At 73.0% G+C, this 24,724-nt stretch carries 25 protein-coding genes; 18 read left to right on the top strand and 7 right to left on the bottom strand.

Annotated features, from left to right (window positions below; all coding sequences use genetic code 11):
* On the bottom strand, positions 1-856 hold an 856-nt coding region (locus tag ACI79K_RS03790), incomplete at its 3' end, for a Crp/Fnr family transcriptional regulator (RefSeq protein WP_456599013.1).
* Positions 857-1,249: 393 nt separating this feature from the next.
* Between ACI79K_RS03790 and ACI79K_RS03785 the strand changes: the two genes are divergently transcribed.
* The 5 genes from ACI79K_RS03785 to paaI all read left to right on the top strand — a co-directional run bounded on the left by ACI79K_RS03785 (position 1,250) and on the right by paaI (position 5,513).
* Positions 1,250-2,050, top strand: coding sequence for an ANTAR domain-containing protein (locus ACI79K_RS03785; protein ID WP_456587562.1), 801 nt, complete (start codon positions 1,250-1,252; stop codon positions 2,048-2,050).
* Between the two features lie 302 nt (positions 2,051-2,352).
* Positions 2,353-3,699, top strand: coding sequence for an MFS transporter (locus tag ACI79K_RS03780; protein WP_456587561.1), 1,347 nt, complete (start codon positions 2,353-2,355; stop codon positions 3,697-3,699).
* Positions 3,700-4,077: 378 nt separating this feature from the next.
* Positions 4,078-4,203 (top strand): hypothetical protein, encoded by a 126-nt coding sequence (locus tag ACI79K_RS03775; protein ID WP_456599012.1) that lies wholly within the window; start codon positions 4,078-4,080, stop codon positions 4,201-4,203.
* Positions 4,200-5,057 carry a 3-hydroxyacyl-CoA dehydrogenase family protein gene (locus ACI79K_RS03770; protein ID WP_456599011.1) on the top strand — a complete coding sequence of 286 codons (858 nt, stop codon included), beginning with the start codon at positions 4,200-4,202 and terminating at the stop codon, positions 5,055-5,057. Before ACI79K_RS03775 ends, ACI79K_RS03770 begins: the two co-directional genes overlap by 4 nt.
* A 15-nt stretch (positions 5,058-5,072) precedes the next feature.
* The gene (paaI, locus tag ACI79K_RS03765; protein ID WP_456587559.1) at positions 5,073-5,513 is read left to right on the top strand and encodes a hydroxyphenylacetyl-CoA thioesterase PaaI; all 441 of its coding nucleotides are present in this window, start codon (positions 5,073-5,075) and stop codon (positions 5,511-5,513) included.
* Between the two features lie 25 nt (positions 5,514-5,538).
* Here the strand turns inward: paaI and ACI79K_RS03760 are convergent, their stop codons facing one another.
* Together ACI79K_RS03760 and paaK are read right to left on the bottom strand one after the other, a co-directional pair.
* Entirely contained in the window at positions 5,539-6,168 is a 630-nt protein-coding gene (locus ACI79K_RS03760) for a TetR/AcrR family transcriptional regulator (protein ID WP_456587558.1), read from the bottom strand.
* Positions 6,165-7,505, bottom strand: a complete 1,341-nt coding sequence (paaK, locus tag ACI79K_RS03755; RefSeq protein ID WP_456599010.1) for a phenylacetate--CoA ligase PaaK — start codon at positions 7,503-7,505, stop codon at positions 6,165-6,167. The genes ACI79K_RS03760 and paaK overlap by 4 nt, the downstream gene beginning before the upstream one ends.
* Before the next feature lie 196 nt (positions 7,506-7,701).
* On the opposite strand from paaK, the gene paaA reads away from it, so the two are divergent.
* From paaA to ACI79K_RS03725, 6 genes are all read left to right on the top strand, one after another.
* Positions 7,702-8,697 (top strand): 1,2-phenylacetyl-CoA epoxidase subunit PaaA, encoded by a 996-nt coding sequence (paaA, locus tag ACI79K_RS03750; protein ID WP_456599009.1) that lies wholly within the window; start codon positions 7,702-7,704, stop codon positions 8,695-8,697.
* Entirely contained in the window at positions 8,694-9,062 is a 369-nt protein-coding gene (paaB, locus tag ACI79K_RS03745; RefSeq protein ID WP_456587555.1) for a 1,2-phenylacetyl-CoA epoxidase subunit PaaB, read from the top strand. The genes paaA and paaB overlap by 4 nt, the downstream gene beginning before the upstream one ends.
* An 80-nt stretch (positions 9,063-9,142) precedes the next feature.
* The gene (gene paaC, locus ACI79K_RS03740) at positions 9,143-10,051 is read left to right on the top strand and encodes a 1,2-phenylacetyl-CoA epoxidase subunit PaaC (RefSeq protein ID WP_456587554.1); all 909 of its coding nucleotides are present in this window, start codon (positions 9,143-9,145) and stop codon (positions 10,049-10,051) included.
* The gene (paaD, locus tag ACI79K_RS03735; RefSeq protein ID WP_456587553.1) at positions 10,048-10,551 is read left to right on the top strand and encodes a 1,2-phenylacetyl-CoA epoxidase subunit PaaD; all 504 of its coding nucleotides are present in this window, start codon (positions 10,048-10,050) and stop codon (positions 10,549-10,551) included. The genes paaC and paaD overlap by 4 nt, the downstream gene beginning before the upstream one ends.
* Positions 10,551-11,657 carry a 1,2-phenylacetyl-CoA epoxidase subunit PaaE gene (gene paaE / locus ACI79K_RS03730; protein ID WP_456599008.1) on the top strand — a complete coding sequence of 369 codons (1,107 nt, stop codon included), beginning with the start codon at positions 10,551-10,553 and terminating at the stop codon, positions 11,655-11,657. The genes paaD and paaE overlap by 1 nt, the downstream gene beginning before the upstream one ends.
* Positions 11,658-11,742: 85 nt before the next feature.
* A complete protein-coding gene (locus ACI79K_RS03725) occupies positions 11,743-12,174 on the top strand; it encodes a thioesterase family protein (RefSeq protein WP_456599007.1) in 432 nt (143 codons plus the stop codon).
* A gap of 181 nt (positions 12,175-12,355) precedes the next feature.
* On the opposite strand, the gene pgi is transcribed toward ACI79K_RS03725, so the two are convergent.
* Positions 12,356-13,987 carry a glucose-6-phosphate isomerase gene (pgi, locus tag ACI79K_RS03720; protein ID WP_456599006.1) on the bottom strand — a complete coding sequence of 544 codons (1,632 nt, stop codon included), beginning with the start codon at positions 13,985-13,987 and terminating at the stop codon, positions 12,356-12,358.
* A gap of 322 nt (positions 13,988-14,309) precedes the next feature.
* On the opposite strand from pgi, the gene ACI79K_RS03715 reads away from it, so the two are divergent.
* The 4 genes from ACI79K_RS03715 to ACI79K_RS03700 all read left to right on the top strand — a co-directional run bounded on the left by ACI79K_RS03715 (position 14,310) and on the right by ACI79K_RS03700 (position 19,069).
* Positions 14,310-15,800 (top strand): SulP family inorganic anion transporter, encoded by a 1,491-nt coding sequence (locus tag ACI79K_RS03715; protein WP_456587549.1) that lies wholly within the window; start codon positions 14,310-14,312, stop codon positions 15,798-15,800.
* 47 nt (positions 15,801-15,847) lie between these two features.
* Positions 15,848-16,246 carry a MerR family transcriptional regulator gene (locus ACI79K_RS03710; RefSeq protein ID WP_456587548.1) on the top strand — a complete coding sequence of 133 codons (399 nt, stop codon included), beginning with the start codon at positions 15,848-15,850 and terminating at the stop codon, positions 16,244-16,246.
* A 201-nt stretch (positions 16,247-16,447) separates the two neighbouring features.
* Positions 16,448-17,461 (top strand): aldo/keto reductase family protein, encoded by a 1,014-nt coding sequence (locus tag ACI79K_RS03705; RefSeq protein ID WP_456587547.1) that lies wholly within the window; start codon positions 16,448-16,450, stop codon positions 17,459-17,461.
* A gap of 120 nt (positions 17,462-17,581) precedes the next feature.
* Positions 17,582-19,069, top strand: a complete 1,488-nt coding sequence (locus tag ACI79K_RS03700) for a mannitol dehydrogenase family protein (RefSeq protein ID WP_456599005.1) — start codon at positions 17,582-17,584, stop codon at positions 19,067-19,069.
* Between the two features lie 66 nt (positions 19,070-19,135).
* Here ACI79K_RS03700 and ACI79K_RS03695 read toward each other — a convergent pair whose 3' ends face one another.
* Positions 19,136-19,291: a hypothetical protein gene (locus tag ACI79K_RS03695; protein ID WP_236829151.1), complete on the bottom strand. Its 156-nt coding sequence runs from the start codon at positions 19,289-19,291 to the stop codon at positions 19,136-19,138.
* A gap of 222 nt (positions 19,292-19,513) precedes the next feature.
* On the opposite strand from ACI79K_RS03695, the gene ACI79K_RS03690 reads away from it, so the two are divergent.
* The 3 genes from ACI79K_RS03690 to ACI79K_RS03680 all read left to right on the top strand — a co-directional run bounded on the left by ACI79K_RS03690 (position 19,514) and on the right by ACI79K_RS03680 (position 22,797).
* The gene (locus tag ACI79K_RS03690; RefSeq protein ID WP_456587545.1) at positions 19,514-20,758 is read left to right on the top strand and encodes an AI-2E family transporter; all 1,245 of its coding nucleotides are present in this window, start codon (positions 19,514-19,516) and stop codon (positions 20,756-20,758) included.
* Positions 20,759-20,851: 93 nt separating this feature from the next.
* A complete protein-coding gene (locus ACI79K_RS03685) occupies positions 20,852-21,289 on the top strand; it encodes a universal stress protein (RefSeq protein WP_456587544.1) in 438 nt (145 codons plus the stop codon).
* Positions 21,289-22,797 (top strand): alanine/glycine:cation symporter family protein, encoded by a 1,509-nt coding sequence (locus ACI79K_RS03680; protein WP_456587543.1) that lies wholly within the window; start codon positions 21,289-21,291, stop codon positions 22,795-22,797. The genes ACI79K_RS03685 and ACI79K_RS03680 overlap by 1 nt, the downstream gene beginning before the upstream one ends.
* 63 nt (positions 22,798-22,860) lie before the next feature.
* Here the strand turns inward: ACI79K_RS03680 and ACI79K_RS03675 are convergent, their stop codons facing one another.
* Entirely contained in the window at positions 22,861-23,100 is a 240-nt protein-coding gene (locus tag ACI79K_RS03675; protein ID WP_456599004.1) for a hypothetical protein, read from the bottom strand.
* A gap of 204 nt (positions 23,101-23,304) precedes the next feature.
* The gene (locus ACI79K_RS03670) at positions 23,305-24,621 is read right to left on the bottom strand and encodes a methyl-accepting chemotaxis protein (RefSeq protein WP_456599003.1); all 1,317 of its coding nucleotides are present in this window, start codon (positions 24,619-24,621) and stop codon (positions 23,305-23,307) included.
* Between the last annotated feature and the right edge of the window lie 103 nt (positions 24,622-24,724).

The raw sequence follows: 24,724 nt of genomic DNA, 5'->3' as shown, positions 1-24,724 counted from the left end.
GGAGGCCCTGGTCAGGCGACTGACCAGGGCCTCCGCCCGTTCCGGCTCGTGCGGCCACCCCTCCGGCACCGGCGCGACAGGGGTCTTCCTGCGTGCGTGGCGCGGCACCAGGGCCCGCTGGAGCCTTCCGCCTCACCGCCCCGCCAGCGCCACGTCGGTGGCGCGGCGGATGGCCCCGTAGCAGTCGCAGGCGTGGGCACGCAGGCGCGGCCGGTCGACGATGGTGATCGCGCCGCGGGTGTAGGTGATGCAGCCGTCCCTCGGCCAGTGACCGCGCCACCTCGCTGACCGAGGTCCGCCGCACCGCGAGCATCTGGGCGAGGAAGTGCTGGGTGAGTTCGAAGGTGGGTCGGTCCATCCGGTCGGCGGTCATCAGCAGCCACCGGGCGGCCCGCTGGCGCACTGTGTGCACCCGGTTGCAGGCGGCGTTGCGGGCGAGCTGGGTGAACATCGCCTGCGTGACGCGGCGGAGTCGGGCCGCCAGCGGGCCGTCGACGTCGGCGGTGTGCCGGTGGAGGTCCTCGGCGCTCATGGTCAGCGCATCCCCGGCCACCTGCACCAGGGCGCGCTCGGTCGGGGCGCCGCCGTCGGCGCCGAGGAACGCCGACAGGCCGACCATGCCCTCCTGGCCGATGGTGGCGGTCTCCACCAGCTCGTCGTCGCCGACGTCCGCGACGACGGAGACGACACCCACGAGCGGGAAGTAGACGGCGGTGACCGGCTCGCCGGGCTGGTGCAGCACCTGCCCCAGCGTCAGCGGGGTCCGGTGCAGATCGGGCAGCAGGGGGGCGAGCGCCTGTTCGTCCATGCCGCCCAGGACCGCGTTGCGGCGTGCGGCGGCGGGGTCGGTGGCCACGAGCGGGCTCCTCCGTGCGGTGCTGCCTGGGCCGGACCTTCGACGGGATGAGGTGATCCCACGTCCAGGTCTGCGTACTCAGGCGGAGGCTGCTCCTACGTGCGGGGCGTCCTCATCCTGGCACACGAGAGCCCGTCAGCGGATCGGCGCCGATCGGCTGCTCCTCCGCGGCAATGTCCGATAGCGTGCATTCAGCCACCGGACCTGCCCGGCCACCGACGAGTGCGCCCAGTGGTGACAGCTGGATCGCTCGAGACCCACCGCGGCTCCGGGCGGCCGTCGGGTGGGCCCGGGCGACCACCGTCGGAGCCCACCGGGCTGACAGCGGCTCCGGTGTGCCGTCGGCCGTTCGTGCAACTCGTCCGCGGCGACCAGAGCAGGGGGACGACGCCGGTGACCGATCCCGTGGCCAGGCCCATCCCGCCGGGGCCCCGGAAGGCGGTGGACGAGCTCGCTCGGCTGGTGCTGGCGGAGGAGGACCGCCAGTCGGTGCTGGAGCGCGCCGTCGGACTGGTGACGAGCCTGATGCCGGCCGGTGCGCAGGCCTCGATCACGGTGGTGCGCAACCGGCGGCCCACGACCGCGGCCTTCACCGGGGAGCTGGCGCTGCGGCTGGACGAGACGCAGTACGGGCAGGGGTACGGCCCCTGCATGGACGCCGCCCTGAGCGGCCAGTTCATCGAGATCACCGACGGCCGCACCGAGGACCGGTGGCCGGACTACGTGGCGACCTTCCTCCGCCACGGCGCCCTGAGCTCCCTCTCGGTACCGGCGCCCGCCACGCAGCTGGCCGCGTGCGTGAACGTGTACTCCCCGGCCGCCGGCGCCTTCACCGGAGAGCACCGGCAGGCCCTGGCTGAGTTCGCTGCCTACGCCGGCGTGGTGCTGACCAACATCGAGGCCCTGCAGGACGCCCGCGACCAGGCGGAGAACATGCGGGCGGCGCTGGAGTCCCGGGCGGCCATCGAGCAGGCCAAGGGCATCTTGATGGAGCGGCACAAGCTCACCCCGGACCAGGCCTTCCGACTGCTGGCCGACGCCTCGATGCACACCAACCGCAAGGTCCGCGACCTGGCCGAGCAGCTCGTGCTCACCGGCGAGCTCACCCCTGATCCCACCCCAGCCGGCCGGCACGTCGCCCACCGCCTGCCGCACGCAGCCCCGACATCCACCGCCGGACGGGAACACCGATGACCGATCCCACCGCACCGGGGAACGTCACCGCTGACGGCATGGCGAGGACCGTGCCGAGCAGGTGCCCGGCCGTGGCCACCCACGACCGTCGGCGACTCGGCCGGTGGTCGCCTGGCCGCCGCGCAACCTCCCCCACCTGACCGAACGGTCGGGAACGAGGACGACCCCATTGTGGCCCAGAGCACATTGAGCTACCGTCCCGCACCGGACTGACCGTCCGGTCAGTAAATGCACACCCACCGAGCGACGGCGGAGCTGCCATGCCCCTCTCCACAGATGCCCCCTCTCGCGAGCGCCACCGGATGACCACCGAGGAGCGCAAGGTCCTCGCGGGCACCCTCGCCGGCACCACGATCGAGTGGTACGACTTCTTCATCTACGCCCAGGCGGCGAGCCTGGTGCTGGCCCCGCTCTTCCTCTCCCCGCTCAGCGAGGACTCCCCCGGGCTGGCCACCGTGCTGTCGCTGGCCACCATCGGCATCAGCTTCCTGTTCCGCCCGCTCGGGGCCATCGTGGCCGGGCGCTTCGGCGACCGGCTCGGCCGCAAGCGGATGCTGGTCTTCACCCTGCTGCTGATGGGGACGGCCACCGCACTCATCGGGCTGCTGCCGACGTACGAGCAGATCGGGTTCGCCGCGCCGGCCATCCTGATCCTGCTGCGAATCCTGCAGGGCTTCTCCGCAGGCGGCGAGTGGGGCGGCGCGGCGCTCATGTCGGTGGAGCACGCCCCGGTGGCGCGGCGCGGCCTGTTCGGCGCCTACCCGCAGGTGGGCGTGCCGGTCGGCATGATCCTCGCGACGGGCGTGCTGTGGCTGCTGTCGACGCTGACCACGCCCGAGCAGTTCCAGTCCTGGGGCTGGCGCATCCCCTTCCTGCTGTCGGTCGTGCTGATCGTCATCGGCTACCTGATCCGCCGCGCCGTGGAGGAGAGCCCGGTCTTCAAGGAGATGCAGCTGCGGAAGAAGGAGTCGTCCGCCCCGCTGCGCGACCTCTTCCGCCGCAACACCCGGCAGGTGGTGCTCAGCGCACTGATCTTCATCGCCAACAACGCCGCCGGTTACCTGCTCATCGCCTTCTTCATCGCCTACGCCAGCACCACCTTGGACATGCCGCGCGAATCCGTCCTGCTGGCCACCACCCTGGCGTCCTTCGGCTGGCTCGCCTTCACGATGTACGGCGGCATCCTGTCCGACCGGATCGGCCGGGTGCGCACGTTCCAGATCGGCTACGCCCTGGTCTTCCTCTGGATGATCCCGATGTTCCTGCTCATCGACACGGGGAACATCTGGCTCTACGGCGTCGCGCTGTTCCTGCTGACCATCGGGCTCGGGCTGTCGTACGGGCCGATGTCGGCGATGTACGCCGAGATGTTCCCGGTCGCGGTCCGCTACTCCGGTGTCTCGATCGGCTACGCCCTGGGAGCGATCCTCGGAGGCGCCTTCGCCCCGATGATCGCCGAGCTGCTCCTGCAGTCGACCGGGTGGTCGGGCTCGGTCGGCATCTACATCATGGTGCTCTGCGTCATCTCCTTCACCGCGGTGACGGTCGCCGGGGAGACGAAGGGCGCGAGCCTGCGGGTGGCCGAGGCCCACGAGGAGTACCTGCGCGCGCACCCCGAGGAGGCCGAGGCCCTCGGCTTCCGGCCCTGACCGGCGAGCGGGGGCACCTCCGGGCCTGACGGAGCGGGACCGGCGGCGCCGGGTGGGGGGCGCGGGCGCCGCGCGGCCGCCCCCCCCCCCCCGCCTCCCCCCGCCCCCCGCCCCAGCGGGCCCCCCCGCGCCCCCCCCCCCCCCCCCCCCCCCCCCCCCCCCCCCCCCCCCCCCCCCCCCCCCCCCCCCCACCCCGGCGGGGCCCCCGGCGCCGTGGTGGCCGCGGCCGTCGACCCTGGTCGCGACGGCGGCAGGCGTCGCCGGCGATTGCTTCCCGGAGACGCCGCCACCACAGTGGGGCCACCACCTCCGGACCGGACGGTCGGCCCTCCCCCACCCCCCGGGACCCGCCGGGTCCGGCGAATTCCAGGAGCGACGATGCAGGAGCACACCGAGATCCGCCAGGTCGGCCGACGGGTCGCACGCGGGCGCGGTCGCCCCGGCGACCCCGCCGCGCGGGTGCGCGTCGACCGGGACACCACGACGAACGCGGAGACGGCGTGAGCGCCCCGGTCCCCGCCCGCGTCGCCGTCATCGGCGGCGGGCGCATGGGCGCCGGCATCGCCCAGGCCTTCCTGACCGCCGGCGCCCGCGTCGAGGTCGTGGAGGCCGGCGCAGAGGCTGCCGACGCCGCCCACGGCCGGGTGGCCGAGGGGCTGGCGGAGGCCGCCCGCCGCGGAAAGCTCGACGGCGACGTCGCCGCCGCGCTGGACCGGCTGACCCTGGTGGACTCCCCCGCCGCGCTGGACCGGGAGAACGGGCTGGTCGTCGAGGCCGTCCCCGAGCGGGCCGACCTCAAGGCGGAGGTGCTGGGCGCCGCGGAGTCCGCCGTCGGCCCGGACGCGGTGCTCGCCACGAACACCAGCTCCCTCTCGGTCACCGAGCTCGCCGCGGCGCTGGAGCGCCCGGCCCGGTTCCTCGGCCTGCACTTCTTCAACCCCGTGCCGGCGTCCAAGCTCGTGGAGGTGGTGGTCGCCCGCGAGACCGCGGCCGAGCTCGTCGGGATCGCCTCCGGCTGGGTGCGCGCACTCGGCAAGACCGACGTCGTGGTGAAGGACTCCCCCGGCTTCGCCTCCTCCCGGCTCGGGGTGCTGCTGGGGCTGGAGGCGATCCGGATGCTCGAGGAGGGGGTCGCCGACGCCGAGGCCATCGACGCCGCCATGGAGCTGGGCTACCGGCACCCGATGGGGCCCCTGCGCTCCACCGACTTCGTGGGCCTCGACGTGCGGCTGGCGATCGCCGAGTACCTCCACCGGACCCTCGGCGAGCGGTTTGCCCCACCGCAACTGCTCCGCGACAAGGTCGCGGCGGGCGAGCTCGGCCGCACCACCGGTCGCGGATTCCACACCTACGACTGACCCGAGGCGGCCCCGATGACCAGCCCTGCCCCGCAGCGCCTCGCCGAGGAGACCGTCCGCCGCTACCTGGCGGAGGATTCCGCGGCGCGGGCACTCGGCGTCACCGTCAGCTCCGTGGCGCCGGGTTCGGTCACGGCGCACATGATCATCCGGCCCCAGATGCTCAACGGGCACGGCACCGCGCACGGCGCTGCACTGTTCGCCGTCGCCGACATCGCCTTCGCGATGGCCTGCAACTCGCACGGACAGCCGGCGGTGGGGCGGTCGTGCAGCATCGAGTACCTCGCGCCGGCCCGCGCCGGCGACACCGTCACCGCCACCGCGGTGGAACGATCGCTCGTGGGGCGGGGCGGGATCTACGACGTCGCGGTGACCCGCGACGCGGACGGGCTACTCCTCGCCGAGATGCGGGGACACAGCCGCCAGGTGCCCCCCGCCCCGCCCGGACGCGCCTGACGGTCCGAGGGCCGGCCGGCCCGGGTCAGGACGCCGGTGGCGCCGGGGCGCGGGTCCGCAGGCCCCGGAAGGTCGTGGTCACGAGGGCGTCGGCGAGGTCGTCCGCGGACAGGCCGCCGCCGGGCCGGTACCACTCGGTCAGCGAGTTGACGGTGCCGAAGAGCAGGCGGCTGGTGACGGCGGGATCGACGTCGGGGCGCACGTCGCCCTCGTCCTCGGCGGCGCGCACCAGGTCGGTGACGACCCGGTCGAACTCCCGTCGCCGCTGCAGCGCCGCCTGCTCGACCGGGGAGTTGCCCCGGACCCGGAGCAGGAGCGTCACGAAGGGCAGCTCGGCCGCGAGCACGCGGACCGACCCGCGGACGACGTGCTCCAGCCGGTCGATCGCCGGGCCGGTGGTGCCGCCGGGCTCATCGGTGACGGCGAACAACGCGTCCAGCGCACGGTCGAGCGCCAGCCGCAGCAGCTCCACCTTGCTGGGCACGTGGTGGTAGATCGCCGACTTGGTGACGCCGAGCCGGGTGGCCAGCTCCTCCATGCTGGTGGCGTCGTAGCCGCGCTCGTTGAAGACCTCGACGGCGACGTCGAGCAGCGAGTCCAGCGAGTGCCCCGGGCGGCCGCGTCGGGCCGGGGGCGCGTCGGCGGTCGACGTCATGCACGGTTCCGGTTGTCGGTCATGCGCTTGAGTTTGCCAACCGATCGGGGCAGCGTCTCGGGGTCCACCACGAGCACCTCGATGCTGGACCCGACGACGTCCTTGACGCCCGTGCGCACCGCGGCCGCCGCGGCAGATCTCGCCTCCGCCGGGCAGTCCGACCGCGCCTCGACGCGGCAGATCAGGTGGTCCATCCGCTCCCGGGTGACGAGCTCGAGGGCGAAGTGCGGGGAGAGCCCCGGCGTCCGCAGCACGATCTCCTCGATCTGGGTGGGGAACAGGTTCACCCCCCGCAGGATGATCATGTCGTCGGTGCGGCCGGTGATCTTCTGCATCCGCCGGAACGCCGGGCGCGCGGTGCCGGGCAGCAGCCGGGTGAGGTCGCGGGTCCGGTAGCGGACGACCGGCATCGCCTCCTTGGTCAGCGAGGTGAAGACGAGCTCCCCCTCCTCGCCGTCGGGCAGCACCTCACCGGTGAGCGGGTCGATGACCTCCGGGTAGAAGTGGTCCTCCCAGACGTGCAGCCCGTCCTTGGTCTCCACGCACTCCTGGGCGACGCCGGGGCCCATCACCTCGGACAGGCCGTAGATGTCCACGGCGTGGATGCCGGCCCGCTCCTCCATCTCGCGGCGCATCTGCTCGGTCCAGGGCTCGGCGCCGAAGATGCCGATCTCGAGGCTGCTCTCCCGCGGGTCCACGCCCTGCTTCTCGAACTCGTCGATGACGGTGAGCATGTAGGAGGGCGTGACCATGATGATCCGCGGCTCGAAGTCGCGGATCAGCTGCACCTGCCGCGGCGTCATGCCACCGGACACGGGGACGACGGTGCACCCCAGCTTCTCGGCTCCGTAGTGGGCGCCCAGGCCGCCGGTGAACAGGCCGTAGCCGTAGGCGTTGTGCAGCGTGTCCCCCGGCCGGCCCCCCGCGGCGCGGATGGAGCGGGCCATGACCGTCGCCCAGGTGTCGAGGTCGCGCTCGGTGTAGCCGACGACGGTCGGCTTGCCGGTGGTGCCGGAGGAGGCGTGCACGCGGCGCACCTGGTCCTTCGGGACCGCGAACATCCCGAAGGGGTAGTTCTCGCGCAGGTCGGCCTTGCTGGTCGTCGGGAACTTCGCGAGGTCGGCGAGCTCCCGGCAGTCGTCGGGGTGCACGCCGGCCGCGTCGAAGGCCCGGCGGTAGTGCGGCACGTTGTCGTAGGCGTGCCGCAGCGACCACTGGAGCCGCTCCAGCTGCTGCGCGCGCAGCTCATCGACGCCCAGGCGCTCGGCGGGGTCCAGCAGCGCCGGGTCGGGCGCCTCCCCCGGGCGCCCGTTCGTCTCCGTGGTCGCAACCGTCATGGCAGTGGCCTCCGATGTCCTGAGCGTCGTCACCGGGCGGTCGGCGCGCGAGCTCGGCTCCGAATTACCGACCGGGCGGTCAGGTAAGCATCCCCTCCTCTCGACCGCTGTCAAGACCCGCCCGGGGAGCGCCGCGGACAGGGTTGTGCGGCGGCCTCCGCTCGTGCACACTGATTACCGACCGTCCGGTCAGTAAATGACCCGAGACGCACCCGAGGGGAACGAGATGTCCGCACCCACCCTGGACCGGCCCGCGCCCGACGAGACCGCGCTGCAGGACCAGTTCGACGCCACCATCGCGGCCGGCCATCGCATCGAGCCGCGGGACTGGATGCCCGAGGGGTACCGGAAGACGCTCATCCGCCAGGTCGCGCAGCACGCGCACTCGGAGATCATCGGCATGCAGCCCGAGGGCGACTGGCTGCTCGCCGCGCCCAGCCTGCGGCGCAAGGCCGTCCTGCTGGCCAAGGTGCAGGACGAGGCCGGTCACGGCCTGTACCTGTACTCCGCGGCCGAGACGCTCGGCGCCGACCGCGCCGACCTCACCGACAAGCTGATCGAGGGCAGGCAGAAGTACAGCTCGATCTTCAACTACCCGACGCTCACCTACGCCGACGTCGGCGTCATCGGCTGGCTGGTCGACGGCGCGGCCATCTGCAACCAGGTGCCGCTGTGCCGCTCCTCCTACGGGCCCTACGCCCGGGCGATGATCCGGGTCTGCAAGGAGGAGTCGTTCCACCAGCGGCAGGGCTACGAGCTGCTGATGACGATGATGCGCGGCACCGACGAACAGCGCGCCATGGTGCAGGACGCCGTCGACCGCTGGTGGTGGCCCTCGCTCATGATGTTCGGCCCGCCCGACGACGACAGCCCCAACACCGCGCAGTCGATGGCCTGGGGCATCAAGCGGCACACCAACGACGAGCTGCGCCAGCGGTTCGTGGACATGTCCGTGCCGCAGGCCGAGGTCCTCGGTGTCACGCTCCCCGACCCCGACCTCTCCTACGACCCCGAGACCGGCCACTACCGGTTCGGCCGGATCGACTGGGACGAGTTCAAGCGGGTCATCTCCGGCGAGGGCCCGATGAACGCCGTGCGCGTCGCCCGCCGCCGCGCGGCCCGGGACGACAACGCCTGGGTCACCGAGGCGGCCACGGCCTACGCCCGCAAGCACGAGGGGGCGGCCGCGTGAGCGGCGAGGTCACCGCCGAGGGCGGGCACGGCGCGGTCCCGACCGGGCCGGAGGTGCCGGTGCAGGCCCAGCGGCCGGCCGTGCGCCGGGACTGGCCGCTGTACGAGGTCTTCGTCCGCGGCAAGCGCGGGCTCAACCACGTGCACGTCGGCTCGCTGCACGCACCCGACGACGAGATGGCCGTGCACGCCGCCCGCGACCTCTACACCCGGCGCAACGAGGGCGTGAGCATCTGGGTGGTCAAGGCCGCCGACATCACCGCGTCCAGCCCCGACGAGAAGGACCCGATGTTCGCCCCCAGCGGCGACAAGGTCTACCGCCACCCGACGTTCTACGAGATCCCCGAGAACGTCCCCCACATGTGAGGCGAGATCTGCACAGTGGCCCGCATCGGCTCCCCGACGGCGGCCACTGTGCAGATCTCGCCGGAGTCAGGAGCGAGGCCATGCACGAGGAGACGGTGTACGACGCGCTGGCCAATGCGCACGACGACGCGGGGCACTGGGCCTTCGGCACCGGCTTCGACGACCCGCTGGCCGGCGTCGACACCACGGTGCCCCACGGCGTCGACGCCGCCGACCTCGGCACCTACTGCCTGATGCTCGGCGACGACGCGCTCGTGCTCGCCCAGCGGCTCACCCAGTGGATGACCAACGCGCCGGAGCTCGAGGAGGAGGTGGCGCTGGGCAACATCGGCCTGGACCTCCTCGGCCAGGCCCGGCTCCTGCTCGCCCGCGCCGGGGCGGCCGGGGTGCTCGGCCGCTCGCGGGAGCTCGCCGCGGAGACCATCCCCGACGAGGACGCCCTGGCCTACTTCCGGGACGCCGACGAGTTCCGCTGCACCGGCCTGGTCGAGGCGGAGAACGGCGACTTCGCGCAGACGATGGTCCGCCTGCTCGTCGCCTCGACGGTGCGGCTGGCGGCCTTCGCCCGGCTGCGGGAGTCCCGCGACCCGGTGCTCGCCGCCATCGCCGCGAAGGGCGTGCACGAGCTCGCCTACCACCGCGACCACGCCGCCCGCTGGGTGCTGCGCCTGGGCGACGGCACCGAGGAGTCGCACCGGCGGGCCCAGGACGGCGTCGCCGCGGTATGGCCGCTGCTGGCCGACCTGTTCACCGCCACGGATGTCGAGGCCCGGCTGGTCGCCGCCGGGGTCGCCGTCGACCCGGCCGACGTCCGCGACGAGGTGCGCGACGTCCTCACCACCGTGCTGGAGCGCGCCACGCTGCCGGTGCCCGCCTGGCCGGCCGACGCCGCCCCGCGCGGCCGGATCGGGCAGCACGGCGCGGAGCTGACCGAGCTGCTGGCCACCCTGCAGGGCCTGGCCCGCCGGCACCCGGCGGCGACCTGGTGAGCGCCGTGCTGACCGACCCCCGCTCGGTGGCGGAGACGGTCACCGACCCGGAGCTGCCGATGCTGACCCTCGCGGATCTCGGCGTGCTCCGCGAGGTGCGTGTCGAGCAGGGCACCGTCGTCGTCGAGATCACGCCGACCTACTCCGGCTGCCCCGCGATGGGCGTCATGCGGGCGGACCTCGTGCATGCCCTGCACCGGGCGGGCTTCGCCGACGTCGACGTCCGCACCGTGCTCTCGCCCGCCTGGTCCTCCGACTGGATCAGCGAGGAGGGCCGGCGCAAGCTCGCCGCGGCCGGCATCGCCCCGCCCGGGACGGCACCGGTCCGGTCCCCCGGCCCCGTCCCGCTCCAGCTGGGGCCGACGCGGCGGACGGCCGGCTGCCCCCAGTGCGGGTCGGCCGACACCGTCGAGCAGAGCGAGTTCGGCGCCACGGCCTGCAAGGCCCTGCGCCGCTGCCGCAGCTGCGGCGAGCCGTTCGAGCACTTCAAGGAGATCTGATGACGGCGACCGTTCCCGCCGCCGGTTCCGCCCCCACCCGTCCGCGGCGGCGGCCGCAGTTCCACCCGCTCCGGGTGGCCGCGGTCGAGCGGCTCACCGACGACTCCGTCGCGGTCACCTTCGACGTCCCCGCCGAGCTCGCCGAGGAGTACCGCTTCCGGCCCGGCCAGGCCCTCACCCTCCGCCGGGTCGACGGCGACCGGGACGAGCGCCGCTCCTACTCCATCTGCGCACCGATGGGCGCCGCTCCGCGGGTCGGCGTCCGCGAGGTCCCCGGCGGGTTCTTCTCCAGCTACCTGGTGCACGAGGTGCGCCCGGGCGACGAGATCGAGGTGCTCCCGCCCTCGGGCACCTTCACCGCTGACCTGTCGCAGCCCGCCGACCACGTCTTCGTCGTCGCCGGCTCGGGCATCACCCCGGCACTGAGCCTGGCCGCCACCGTGCTGCGCGACGGCGAGTCGACGGTCACCGTCTTCTACGGCAACCGCCGCACCAACACGGTGATGTTCGCCGACGAGCTCGCCGACCTGAAGGACGCCTACGGCACCCGGCTGCAGCTGGTGCACGTCCTCTCCCGCGAGCCCCGCGACGCCGACCTGACCAGCGGTCGACTCGACGGCGAGCGGCTGCGCAGCCTCGTGCAGAACCTCGTCGAGGTCGAGCGCGTCGACCACTGGTGGCTGTGCGGTCCGCACGGGATGGTGACCGACGCCCGCGCCCTGCTCGCCGAGCTCGGCGTCCCCGCGGGGAAGGTCCACCAGGAGCTGTTCTTCGTCGACGACGTCCCGCCCCAGCCGGTGCGCGGCGACGAGCAGACCGTCACCGGGCCCAGCAGCCAGGTGACCGTCGTCCTCGACGGCCGCTCGACCACGCTGGCGCTGCCGAAGGACCAGAGCGTGCTGGACTCCGCGCAGCGCGTCCGCTCCGACCTGCCCTTCGCGTGCAAGGGCGGGGTGTGCGGCACCTGCCGGGCGCGGGTGACCGACGGCGAGGTGGCGATGCGGCGCAACTACGCGCTCGAGGCCCAGGAGGTCGAGGCCGGCTACGTGCTCACCTGCCAGTCGCTGCCCGTCTCCGACGCCGTCACCGTCGACTACGACGCCTGACCCCGGTGGGCGACGCGGTGCCACGGGCGGCGCACCCGCACGGCGCCTCCCGGTGCGCGGCACGGACCGCTCGCGGGGTGCGCGCATGAGGCCCGTGCCCGTCGGCGAGTCCGCCGTCCTCGACGTCGTGGTGACCCCGGAGATGACCGTCCGCTTCGACGAGCTCGGCCCGGTGCACCCGGTGTACGCCACCTACTCGATGGCCAAGCACTTCGAGGAGGCCGGCCGGAAGCTGCTGCTGCGCCACCTCGAGCCCGGCGAGGCCGGGATCGGCAGCGCCCTGTCGGTGGAGCACCTGGCCCCGGCCTGGGTCGGCGACGCCATCCGGGTGACGGCCCGGTGCGCCGAGGTGCGCGGCAACCGCCTGACCTGCGACTGCAGCGCCGTCGATGCCGAGGGGCGGCTGCTGGGCCGTGGGACGACCGTCCAGGCAGTGCTGAGCGAGGAGGCGGTGCAGGCCCGGGTCACCCGCCCGCGGCGGACACGTCCGGGGGGCGCGCCGCCGGACGCCGGCTGACCCGAGGGCTCCAGGTCACGCGGGTTGCGGGAGAACCGGCCGCAGCCGACGCTGGAACCACTGGCGGCCGCGCCTGGGGCGCCGCCCCCGACCGCGCCACCGAACTCCCGGGGCGGTCGCTGCGACGGCGCGCGGCCGCCCCGGGGTCCGCCTCCCGAGGCGTCACCCCGGGGAGCGCGCGTCAGGTCGCCCGGCCCCGCATCCGCCGGTACTCGGCCACCACCGCCGTCGTGGCGGCATCCTGGTCCAGCGCCACGGGCTCCGGGCTGGTGAGCGCCGGCGCCAGCTCGCGCGCCATCACCTTGCCCAGCTCGACACCCCACTGGTCGAACGAGTCGATCTGCCAGATCACGCCCTGGGTGAAGACGACGTGCTCGTAGAGCGCCACCAGCTGCCCGAGCGTCCCCGGCGTCAGCCGCGGCGCGAGGATCACCGTGCTCGGCCGGTTCCCGGGCATGACCTTGTGCGGCACGAGGGCCGGGGGTGTGCCGTCGGCCGCCACCTCCTCGGCGGTGCGGCCGAAGGCCAGGACGGCCGCCTGGGCGAACATGTTGGCCATCAGCAGGTCGTGCATCTCACCGATGTCGTGGCTCGGCTCGCCGAAGCCGATGAAGTCGGCTGGGACCAGCGAGGTCCCCTGGTGCAGCAGCTGGTGGAAGGCGTGCTGGCCGTTCGTGCCGGGCTCCCCCCAGAACACCTCGCCCGTCGCCGTGGTGACCGGCTGCCCGTCCGTGCGCACCGACTTGCCGTTGCTCTCCATCGTCAGCTGCTGCAGGTAGGCCGGCAGCCGGGAGAGGTACTGGCTGTAGGGCAGGACGGCGTGGGTCTGGGCGTCGAAGAAGTTGCGGTACCAGACACCCAGCAGGCCCAGCAGCACCGGGACGTTGCGCTCGAGCGGGGTGGTGCGGAGGTGCTCGTCGACGGCGTGGAAGCCGGCGAGCATCTCGTCGTAGGCGTCCGGGCCGATCGCCACCATCAGCGAGAGCCCGATGGCGGAGGTGAAGGAGTACCGGCCCCCGACCCAGTCCCAGAACTCGAACATGTTCTGCGGATCGATGCCGAACGCGCGCACGGCGTCGGTGTTGGTGGACACCGCGGCGAAGTGCTTCGCCACGGCGGACTCGTCGGCCCCCAGCCCGCGCAGCAGCCAGTCCCGGGCGACGCCGGCGTTGGTGAGCGTCTCCAGCGTGGTGAAGGTCTTGGAGCTGACGACGAAGAGCGTCTCGGCGGGGTCGAGGTCGCGGGTGGCCTCGGCGAAGTCGGTGGGGTCGATGTTGGAGACGAACCGCAGGGTGAGGTTCCGGTCGGCGTGGTGCCGCAGGGCGGTGTACGCCATCGCGGGGCCCAGGTCGGAGCCGCCGATGCCGATGTTGACCACCGCCCGGATCGGCTTCCCCGTGTGCCCGCGCCATTCCCCCGAGCGCACCTGCTCGGCGAAACGGCGCATCCGCCCCAGCACCTCGTGCACGTCGCGGACCACGTGCTGGCCGTCCACCACGAGCTCCTCGCCCGGCGGCATGCGCAGCGCGACGTGCAGGACGGCGCGGTCCTCGGTGGTGTTGATGTGCTCGCCGCGGAACATCGCCTGGATGCGGTCGGGCAGACCCGCACGCTCGGCGAGGGCGACCAGCAGCCGCAGCGTCTCGTCGGTCACGCGGTGCCGGGACCAGTCGACGTGCAGCTCACCGACCTGCCCGGTCAGCCGCTCCGCGCGCTCGGGATCGCCGTCGAAGAGGTCCCGCAGGTGCGTGTCCCCGAGGGTGCGGCGGTGCTCGTCGAGCGCGCGCCACTCCGTGGTGTCCGTGATGTCCATGCTGGCTCCGTCCAGGTGCGGTCCGACGTCTGGGTCGATCCTGGCGCTGCTGGTCCTCCCCCGCTCACGGGGGTCCGAACGTGACGAACGGCTCACCACCCAACACTGACGTGAAGGACGAGTTCCCGGCAGACTGTCGATGACACCGGCGACGCCGCCGATGCGCACCGATGCTCCCGGCTCGGCGACCCCGACCGACATCGTCGCCACGGAACACGAGCTCCGCCGCTCCGGGTGCACCGCCGCACCGCCCTCAGAGACCTGGCACCGCCTCCGGTGCTGCCGCCCGCGCCGACGCCTGCGCACCGAACGAGACGGAACCATGTCCTCAGCCCTGCCTGCACTGCCCAAGCCCAGACTGTCGCGCCCCGCCTGGCTCTCGCCGAAGGTCGCCCGCACCGAGGTGCTCGCCGGCCTCGTCGTCGCCCTGGCGCTGATCCCCGAGGCGATCAGCTTCTCCATCCTCGCCGGCGTCGACCCCCGCGTCGGGCTGTTCTCCTCGTTCGTGATGGCCGTGGTCATCGCCTTCACCGGCGGCCGGCCGGCGATGATCACCGCTGCCACCGGCGCCATCGCCCTCGTCGTGGCCCCGCTGACGCTCGAGTACGGCGTCCAGTACCTGTTCGCCGCGGTGATCCTCGGCGGCATCTTCCAGATCGTGCTGGCCGCCACGGGCTTCGCCCGGCTGATGCGGTTCATCCCGCGCAGCGTCATGGTGGGCTTCGTCAACGCGCTGGCGATCCTCATCTTCACCGCGCAGCTGCCGCAGCTGACCGACGTGCCGTGGCTGGTCTACCCGATGGTGGCCGCCGGGCTGGCGATCATCTTCCTGCTCCCCCGGCTGACGACGGCGATCCCCGCACCCCTGGTCGCGATCGTCGTGCTGACGGCCCTGGCGGTGACAGCCGGCTGGGAGATCCCCGACGTCGGCGGCGAGGGCGACCTGCCCGACAGCCTGCCGTTCTTCCTGCTGCCCGACGTGCCGTTCACCGTCGAGACGCTGACCATCATCGCCCCCTACGCCCTCGGCGTGGCCTTCGTCGGGCTGATGGAGTCGCTGATGACGGCGAAGCTGGTCGACGACATCACCGACACCCACTCCGACAAGACCCGCGAGTCCTGGGGTCAGGGCGTGGCGAACATGGCCTCCGGCTTCTTCGGCGGCATGGGCGGCTGCGCCATGATCGGCCAGACGATGATCAACGTGAAGGCGTCGGGAGCCCGTACGCGGCTGTCCACATTCCTGTCCGGGGTGTTCCTGCTGATCCTCGTGGTCGCCCTCGGCGACATCGTGGCGACCATCCCGATGGCCGCCCTGGTCGCGGTGATGATCTTCGTGTCGATCGCCACCTTCGACTGGCACAGCCTGCGCACCATCCACCGGATGCCCAAGAGCGAGACCGCCGTCATGCTCACGACCGTCGCCGGCACGCTCTTCACCCACAACCTCGCCGTCGGCGTCGGCGCCGGCGTCCTCGCGGCCTGCGTGCTCTTCGCCCGCCGGGTCGCCCACCTGGCCGAGGTCACCAGCGTCACGGACGACGAAGGCACCCGGATCTACTCGGTGACGGGGGCGCTGTTCTTCGCCTCCAGCAACGACCTCTACACCCAGTTCGACTACGCCGGCGACCCCGGGAACGTGGTGATCGACCTGACCGACGCCCACATCTGGGACGCCTCGACCGTGGCTGCCCTCGACGCGATCACCCACAAGTACGAGACCCGCGGCAAGAACGTCCAGATCGTCGGGCTGACCGGGCACTCCGCCGACCGCTTCGACCGGCACACCGGCCAGCTCACCGGAGCGCACTGATGCCCGCTGCGGCAGCGCGCGCCGGGCGCGTGGCCTATGAAGGGGGCGTGACCGGAACGCCCCGCGAGCAGCTCATGCAGATCGGTCAGGTCGCCGAGCGCACCGGTCTGAGCCTGCGCACGATCCGCTTCTACGAGGAGAACGGGCTGGTCATCCCCACCGCCCGCTCCGAGGGCGGGTTCCGGCTGTACAGCTCCGAGGACGTCGCCCGCCTCGAGGTCGTAAAGCGGATGAAGCCCCTGGGGTTCACCCTCGAGGAGATGCAGGAGCTGCTCACCCTGCTGGCCGACCTGGACTCCGGCAGCGGCGACCGGGCGCAGCTGGTGGATCGGCTGCGCATGTTCCACGAGGCGGCCACGGCTCGGGTCACCGCGCTGAAGGAGCAGCTCGCCGTCGCCGAAGGGTTCGCCGACACCCTCGCGGAGCGGCTGGAAACGAGCCGCTGACCTGCGGTCGACGGACTCGTCCAGGTCCTCGCCGGTGACCACGGCGATCCTGACCGACCCCGGTTCGAGCGGTGGTGGCGCGAGGTACCGCGCCACCACCGCGCCGTCGTCCGGCCTCGACAAGGCCCGGTGGGTGGCTGCGCGCCACTGCTCCACACCCCCGCCGGGCCACGGCGCACTCCCGGCACTACGGTCGTCGAGGTGGAATTCCGTCGACTGGGCCGGTCCGGCCTCAACGTCTCGCAGATCGCCTTCGGCAACTGGCTGACGCACGGCAGCCAGGTCGAGGAGGACGCCGCCGTGTCGTGCGTGCACGCCGCGCTCGACGTCGGGATCACCACGTTCGACACCGCTGACGTCTACGCCGGCACCGCCGCCGAGTCGGTGCTGGGCCGCGCCCTGGGCGGTCAGCGCCGCGAGGGCCTGGAGATCGCCACGAAGGTGTACTGGCCGACGGGTCCCGGGCCGAACGACCGCGGGCTCTCCCGCAAGCACGTCGTCGAGAGCTGCCACGCCTCCCTCCGGCGACTCGGCACCGACTACATCGACCTGTACCAGGCGCACCGCTACGACCCGACGGTGCCGCTGGAGGAGACCATGACCGCCTTCGCCGACCTGGTGCGGGCCGGCAAGGTGCTCTACCTGGGCGTCTCCGAGTGGCAGCCCGACCAGATCGCCGCGGCGGCGGCGCTCGCCCGCGAGCTGAACGTCCAGCTGGTCAGCAACCAGCCCCAGTACTCGATGCTCTGGCGGGTCATCGAGGGCGAGGTCGTGCCGACGTGCGAGCGGGAGGGCCTGTCGCAGATCGTCTGGTCCCCGCTGGCCCAGGGCGTGCTCACCGGCAAGTACCGGCCCGGCGAGCAGCCGCCGACCGGTAGCCGCGCGGGCCACTCGGCCGTCGGTTTCCAGATCGAGGGGTTCCTCGCCGACGAGGTGCTGGCCAAGGTGCAGGGGCTGCGCCCGGTCGCCGACGACCTCGGGCTGACGATGGCGCAGCTCGCGCTGGCCTGGGTGCTGCAGAACCCGAACGTGGCCGCCGCGATCATCGGCGCCAGCCGACCGGAGCAGGTCCGTGACAACGTCAAGGCGGTCGGCGTGCGGCTCGACGCCGACGTCATGGCCCGTGTCGACGAGGTGCTCGACGGTGTGGTCGAGCGTGATCCCGCCAAGGTCTTCCTGCCCGCGGACAAGGCGGCGAGGGGTACCGCCGCGTAGCGGACCGGCTCCGGCCGCCCGTCACTCCCCCGCGCGCCAGGGTCGGCACGACAGGGCTCTACCCTTACGTTAGGGTAGGGAGTGCTCACTCGCTCCGCCCCGCCCGGAACCGAACGAATCGTGCGCGTCCACGCCGGCGCCCTGCCCCCCCTCGCCGAGCGGGTGGAGGTGCCGCGCTACGACCGCCGGCGGATCCGCACCGGCATCGTGCACATCGGGGTCGGCGGCTTCCACCGTGCGCACCAGGCCATGTACCTCGACCGGCTCATGGACGGCGGGCTGGCTCCGGAGTGGGGGATCTGCGGAGTCGGCGTCCTCCCGTCCGACCACCGCATGCAGGAGGTCATGGCTGCCCAGGACGGCCTGTACACCCTCGTCGTCAAGCACCCGGACGGCGCCTTCGAGCCCCGGGTCGTCGGATCGATCGTCGACTACCTCCTCGCGCCCGACGACCCGGAGGCGGTGGTCGAGCGGATGGCGGACCCCGACACGCGGATCGTGTCGCTGACCATCACCGAGCGCGGGTACAACACCGACCCCGTGACCGGAGCCTTCGACGTCGACGCCCCGGGAATCCGGGACGACCTCCGGCCTGACGCCGCCCTGCGCACCACGTTCGGGCTCGTGACCGAGGCGCTGGCCCGCCGTCGCGAGCGGGGGCTGACACCGTTCACCGTGCTCTCCTGCGACAACCTGCAGAACAACGGCGACGTCGCGAGGCGCGCGTTCAGTGCGTTCGCGACGATGCGGGACGCCGATCTCGGGGACTGGGTCGGCCGCGAGGTGTCGTTCCCCAACAGCATGGTCGACCGGATCACCCCGCTGACCACCGCCGCGGACATCGCGGGTCTCCGTGAGCGCTTCGGGGTGGAGGACGCGTGGCCGGTCGTGTGCGAACCGTTCGCCCAGTGGGTGGTCGAGGATCGCTTCCCCGCCGGCCGCCCACCGTGGGAGGAGGCCGGTGTCCAGTTCGTGCAGGACGTCGCCCCCTACGAGGCGATGAAGCTGCGGTTGCTCAACGGCAGCCACCAGGCGCTGGCCCACTTCGCCCGGCTGGCGGGCTACGAGCACGTCCACGACGCCTGCCGGGACCCGCTTTGGACCGCCTTCCTGCGGGATTACATGGATCGCGAGGTGTCCCCCACGCTCGCGGACGTGCCCGGGATCGACCTGGACGACTACAAGCGGACACTCCTCGCCCGTTTCGCGAGCCCCTCCGTGGGCGACACCGTGGCCCGGCTCTGCGCGCAGACCTCGGCGCTGATCCCCAAGTACGTGCTGCCCGTCGTGCGCGACGGCCTGGCCAGGGGCGGAGACGTGCGCCGCGCAGCCGCTGTCGTCGCCAGCTGGGCCCGGTCCGCGGAGGGCCGGGACGACGCCGGGCGCCCCCTGCCGCTGGTCGACCGGCAGGCCGACCGGGTACGCGCCAACGCGAGCCGGCTCGACGAGGACCCGGTCGCCTTCATCGCGGACCGCAGCATCTTCGGGGACCTGGTGGGCGACGAGCGCTTCGTGGCGGCCTACCGCCGGGCCCTCTCTCTCTTGCGCGAGCGCGGCGCCCGCGCCACCTTGGCGGCGCTCGTCGACGCGCCGAACGCATCGGCTTGAGAACCGCCGGCGGGCGGTGACGCCGTCACCGCACACCGGCCGCACCGGGCCGGCCCGCAGGGAACGTCAGACCCGGGTGTTGCGCTTCGTCCAGCCCCAGGCTGCGGTGGCCAGGAAGAGCACCACACCGATGATCAGCAGCCAGAAGAGCCCCTCGACCACCGCGCCGACGACGGCGAGCACCAGCCAGACGACCAGCAGCAGTCCGATGAGTCCGAGCACGGGTTCCTCCTCTGTCCGCGCACGGGCGCTCCGGCCCGCGCGCACCTCGATGTGACCTTGATCGGAATCGCTACCCGATCGCCGGGTCGGTCACGCCTCGACGGGACGGTCGTGCGACCGTTCCACGCACACGGGTGACGGACACGCCAGGATGAGCGCGCGACGAGGAGTCCCGGGCCGGGCGGCAGCGGCCACCGGTGAACGCTGCGAGGGGAGGTGCGCATGACCGAGCCGACGTCGGCCCTCCCCCGGGACCGCCCCTCCCCCGGGCCCGGCCCCGCGCCGGCGACCGCGCCCGGCGCGCACGCCGCGACCCCGCCCCCGGCGGTCGGCCGCGCGTCGCTGCTGCAGCGCGAGGCGGTGATCGCCGGGCGGTTCCTGGTCATCGGGCTGGCCGTGCTGGGCGCCGTCTGGCTGGTGCTGCAGGTCCAGTTCGTCGCGGCCGCGGCGATGCTCGGGCTGGCGCAGGTCGCGATGCTCTGGCCCATCGCCCGGTGGCTGCGGGGGCAAGGGGTCCCGGCCGCGCTGGCCGCGATCCTCTGCGTCGTCGCCTACCTGGCCTTCTTCGTGAGCGTCCTGACCTTCCTCGTGCTCCAGATCATCGGCGCCTGGCCCGGCCTGATCGCCGCGGGCACCGATGCCGTGGAGGCGACCAGCACCTGGGTCCAGGACCGGACCGACGACCTGAACAACGCCGGGCTGAACCAGGTCATCGACCAGCTGGAGACCTCGGTCGGCTCCGCGATGAGCGGGTTGGGCAACGCGGCCGCGCAGGGGCTGAACGCGGCGGGCAACGTCGCCACCGTCCTGATCATCGCCCTGTTCTTCACCCTGTTCGCGCTGACCAGCGGCGACCGGCTGTGGCGGCAGTTCCTCGGGGTCCTGCCCGTGGTGGACCGAGCCCCGACCGACGCCGCCTTCCGCGCCGGGATGCGCACCGCCGGCGCGTGGTTCTACGCGGCCACCGCGACCGGGCTGATCGACGGCATCCTCATCGGTCTCGGGCTGTGGCTGCTCGACGTCCCGCTGGCCCTGCCCATCGGCGCGCTGACCTTCCTGCTCGGCTACGTGCCGCTGGTGGGCGCGACGATCGCGGGAGCGGTCGCGGTCGCGGTCGCCGGCGTCACCAACGGCTGGACCACCGCGCTGTGGGCACTCCTCGTCGTCATCGTGGTGCAGCAGATCGAGGGGAACGTCCTGGCCCCCCTGCTCCTGTCCCGCGCGATCAGCTTCCACCCCCTGGTCATCCTGCTGCTCACGACCGGGGCTGCCTCCGCCTTCGGCCTCCTGGGCCTGTTCGTGGCGGTGCCGGTCGCCGGTGTGCTCGCCGCCGCGGTCCAGGGCTGGCGGCGGGCGGTGCGCCGCTCCGTGGAGGGGCAGGCGGGCAGCCCCGCCACGGAAGACCCGGAGGACGCCGAGGACGACGGCCACGCACCGCGGGCGCACGCCGGCGCCCCTCCGGCCTGACCGGCGCTCCCCCGCCCCGCCACCGCTCGACCTGACGAGCGGTGTGATCCCGGTTACGGTTCGGCCCACGTCGTCTCCGCCGGAGGTGTGCCCGTGCCCGAGTCCATCGTCGTGGGTCTCGACGGGAGCGAGTCGAGCAACCGCGCCGCGGACGCAGCCGCCGACGCCGCCCGCCACCACGGTCTGCGCCTGGTCCTCGCCTGCGTCGTCCCCTGGTCGCCCTACTCCTTCACCACCGCGGAGGAGAACGAACGCCGCTCCGTGGAGAAGGCGCGGGAGGCCGCGGCCGCCCGCGAGCGCGTGCTGGACCCGGTCGTCGCGCGGCTCTCCGAGCCCGGGGACCTCGTGGTCGAGGGGGTCGTCCGGCACGGGCACCCCGCCGAGACGCTGGTGCGCCTGGCCCGCGAGCACGATGCCGCCTGGATCACCGTCGGCCGCATCGGGCAGAGCCGGGTGCGCACCCTGCTCTTCGGGTCGACGCCGAGCAGCCTCATCCAGCTCTCCCCCGTCCCCGTCCTGGTGGTGCCGTGATGCCCTCGCCGTCCGACTCCCTGCTGGCCGCCACGTTCGACGAACAGGTCGACGGCTTCTTCGCACCGGTCTCCGAGTGGATCACCACGGTCGTCTTCTTCGCCGTGCCCCTGGACTTCATCGACGAGGGCGTCGAGCTGCCGCTCATCGTCGTCTGGCTCGTCATCGCCGGCGTCTTCTTCACCATCTACCTGCGGGGGTTCCAGTTCCGGGCGTTCAAGCACGCCATCCAGCTGGCGCGCGGGGACTACAACGATCCGCGAGATGCCGGCGAGGTGACCCACTTCCAGGCGCTGGCGACCGCCGTGTCGGGCACGGTCGGACTCGGGAACATCGCCGGGGTCGCGGTGGCGATCTCGCTGGGCGGGCCGGGTGCCACGCTGTGGATGATCATCGCCGGGCTGGTCGGCATGTGCACCAAGGGCGTGGAGTGCACGCTCGGCGTGAAGTACCGCAACGTCTACGCCGACGGCCGGGTCTCGGGCGGCCCGATGTACTACCTGACCAAGGGGCTGAAGGAGAAGAGCCCGAGGCTGGGCACGCTCGGCAAGGTCCTCGCCGTCCTCTTCTGCATCTTCACGCTCGGTGGCGCCGTGGGTGGCGGCAACATGTTCCAGGCCAACCAGGCGTTCAGCCAGGCGCAGTCGGTCACCGGCGGGGCGGACGGGCCCCTCGGCGGCGGCGCCGCGGGCGCGATCTTCGGTCTCGTGCTCGCCCTGTTCGTCGGCGCGGTCATCATCGGCGGGATCCGCAGCATCGCCCGGGTCACCGACAAGCTCGTGCCGTTCATGGCCGTCTTCTACGTCATCGCCTGCCTCACCGTGCTGTTCGCCAACCTCACGGAGATCCCCGAGGCGATGTGGGCGATCGTGTCGCAGGCGTTCAGCCCCGAGGCCGGGTTCGGCGGCATCGTCGGCGTCCTCATCCAGGGCTTCCGGCGAGCGGCCTTCAGCAACGAGGCGGGGCTGGGCTCGGCGGCGATCGCGCACTCGGCGGTCAAGACGAACGAGCCGGCGACCGAGGGGCACGTCGCCGTCCTCGAGCCGTTCATCGACACCGTCGTCATCTGCACCATGACGGCGCTCGCCATCGTCATCACCGGCACCTACGCCGACGACGCCAGCGACGCCGGCGTGCAGACGACGTCGGCCGCCTTCGGGTCGGTGGTCGGCTGGTTCCCGATCGTGCTAGCGGTCGCGGTCGTCCTGTTCGCCTACTCGACGATGCTGGCCTGGAGCTACTACGGGCTGAAGGCGGCGACCTACCTCTTCGGCGAGTCGATGATCGTCGACCGCACCTGGAAGCTCATCTTCTGCATCTTCGTGGTCATCGGCGCCTCGTCGACGCTGGAGGCGGTCATCGGCTTCTCCGACAGCATGATCTTCCTGATGTCCCTGCCCAACATCATCGGGCTCTACGTCCTGTCCCGCGTGGTCAAGGGGGAGATCGAGGGTTACCGCACCCGCCTGGCCAGCGGCGAGATCCGCCCCGTCGCCGACCGCGGCTGAGCCGGCCCGCAGCGGGGCGGGCCGGCTGCGCGGGCGGTCCAGCGGCGCCGGGTCGCCCGGCGATCAGGTGCGGGGGGCCAGCTCGTAGGTGGGGCCGAGATCGGTGGCGCTGGTGTCGGGCACCTCGTGCACGAGCTTCGGGTCCGCCTGCTGCAGCCGGTGGACCGCGGCCCGGGTCCGCTCGAGGTCCAGCCCGGTCTGCCGCGCCAGGTCCTGCAGGTGCGGCGCGCCGTCGGTCCCCTCCCGCTCGGCCACCGCCCGGTACACCGCTGCGTCGTCCCCGGACAGATCCTCCACGCGCATGTGCTGTTCCTCCTCGAGGTCGGCACGGACATCGTCGGACGCGACCGGCCGGTGCAGGTCACCCGGTGGCCACGGCGTCCCCCTACCCGCTGGCGCACCGTCCACGCGAGCGGCGGGCGCACCTGTGGGACCACCGGGTACCCAGGGAGGCGGCTCCGGGGGCCGTCCGAGCAGCGCGGGGGGAGGAGCCACCCGGCCGGGCGGCTACATGCCGCTGACGATGCGCCGCAGGTCGTCGGCCACCCGCGTCGCCTCCCGGGAGGCGCCCGCGATGGCGTCCTGGGCCTGGGCCGTCGACGCGTTCTGCTCCTCGACCGCCGCGGCGATCGTGGTCTGCGCCTCCACGACGCCCCGGATGACCTCCTGGACGTTGCCGAGTGCGGCGCCCGCGGCTTCGACGTCACCGCGGACCGCCTCGACCACGCCCCGGATCCGCTCGGTGGCCCTCGCCGTCTCCGAGGCCAGGTCCTTGACCTCCCCGGCGACGACGGCGAACCCCTTGCCCGCCTCCCCGGCGCGGGCCGACTCGATGGTCGCGTTGAGCGCCAGCAGGTTGGTCTGGTCGGCGATGGCCGAGATGCTGCCGGCGATCTGGTCGATCTCGGCCATGGTCGCGGCCAGGCGCGCCACGGTCTCGGCGCTCTCCCGCGACCCGTCGCTGGCCTGGGTGGCCGTGGTGGTGGCGTGGCTGGCCGCCGCCGCGATCTCGGCGATGGCCGAGCGCAGCCCGGTCATGACGTCGGTCGCCGTGCCCACGTTCTCGTCCAGCCGCTGACCCGCCTGCACCAGCTCGGCGAGCTGCTCCTCCAGGCCGCTCGCCCGGAGCTCGCGCTGGGCCAGGGCAGCGGCCGCCTCCTCCGCGGCCCGCGCCCGCTCGGCGGCGAGCTCGGTCTGCGCCTGGGCCTGGGCGACCGCCTGGGCCTCGGCCCGGCGGGTCTCGGCCCGGCGACCGCGCTCGGCCTCCTCGGTGAACTTCCACGTGTAGGCGAGGAAGAACGCCTCGGCCAGCAGGAAGACCGCGTGCAGCAACGCGAACAGGAGCGGGTTCTCCTGCGCCTGCTCGGTCGAGTACACCGCCTCGGGCGCGACGAGGCTGGTCAGCGCGTGGTGGACCGCGACGAAGACGACGGCCAGCAGGAACGGCGTCCACAGCTGGTAGAGCGCGACCAGCGCCAGCAGGACGTAGAACCAGATGTGCAGGTCGGTGAGGCCGCCGCCGACGTGCACCAGCAGGTCGGCGCCGAACATCAGCCCGACGCTGGCCGCGCCGGCCCGCGCGAGCATGCCGCGCAGCACCAGGGCGGCGGCGAGCATGGTGACGAGCGCGGCCAGCTGCCCCCAGAGCGCCCAGCCGGTCACGTCGCGCACGAGCGCGATGGCCACCAGCGCGGGCGGGTGGAGGGCCAGGACCCAGCAGATGATGCGGTGCCGCCGGAGGAAGCCGGCCTCGTCCAGGCGCGCACCGCGCGGGATGGCTGCGCAGAGCCCGTTGCGGCGCGGGACATCGGTGAGGGTGGTCACGACGCGACTATCGGCAGGTGCAGCCACAATATCGAGCACAATAAGAACGGACCCTGCGGTTTTGGCGCCGAGCCGGCTCCACGCCCGGACGCCGGATCGACTG

The organism is Blastococcus sp. SYSU DS0616, from assembly GCF_054051015.1.
This window is presented reverse-complemented; position numbering and strand designations above follow the sequence as displayed.

Coding starts and splice junctions, on each gene's coding strand:
- pgi (WP_456599006.1), bottom strand. CDS start 13,987: ATGGACATCACGGACACCACGGAGTGGCGCGCGCTCGACGAGCACCGC.
- ACI79K_RS03725 (WP_456599007.1), top strand. CDS start 11,743: ATGAGGCCCGTGCCCGTCGGCGAGTCCGCCGTCCTCGACGTCGTGGTG.
- paaI (WP_456587559.1), top strand. CDS start 5,073: ATGACCAGCCCTGCCCCGCAGCGCCTCGCCGAGGAGACCGTCCGCCGC.
- ACI79K_RS03690 (WP_456587545.1), top strand. CDS start 19,514: ATGACCGAGCCGACGTCGGCCCTCCCCCGGGACCGCCCCTCCCCCGGG.
- paaE (WP_456599008.1), top strand. CDS start 10,551: ATGACGGCGACCGTTCCCGCCGCCGGTTCCGCCCCCACCCGTCCGCGG.
- paaC (WP_456587554.1), top strand. CDS start 9,143: ATGCACGAGGAGACGGTGTACGACGCGCTGGCCAATGCGCACGACGAC.
- ACI79K_RS03775 (WP_456599012.1), top strand. CDS start 4,078: ATGCAGGAGCACACCGAGATCCGCCAGGTCGGCCGACGGGTCGCACGC.
- ACI79K_RS03680 (WP_456587543.1), top strand. CDS start 21,289: ATGCCCTCGCCGTCCGACTCCCTGCTGGCCGCCACGTTCGACGAACAG.
- ACI79K_RS03780 (WP_456587561.1), top strand. CDS start 2,353: ATGACCACCGAGGAGCGCAAGGTCCTCGCGGGCACCCTCGCCGGCACC.
- ACI79K_RS03715 (WP_456587549.1), top strand. CDS start 14,310: ATGTCCTCAGCCCTGCCTGCACTGCCCAAGCCCAGACTGTCGCGCCCC.
- paaA (WP_456599009.1), top strand. CDS start 7,702: ATGACCCGAGACGCACCCGAGGGGAACGAGATGTCCGCACCCACCCTG.
- ACI79K_RS03675 (WP_456599004.1), bottom strand. CDS start 23,100: ATGCGCGTGGAGGATCTGTCCGGGGACGACGCAGCGGTGTACCGGGCG.
- ACI79K_RS03760 (WP_456587558.1), bottom strand. CDS start 6,168: ATGACGTCGACCGCCGACGCGCCCCCGGCCCGACGCGGCCGCCCGGGG.
- paaK (WP_456599010.1), bottom strand. CDS start 7,505: ATGACGGTTGCGACCACGGAGACGAACGGGCGCCCGGGGGAGGCGCCC.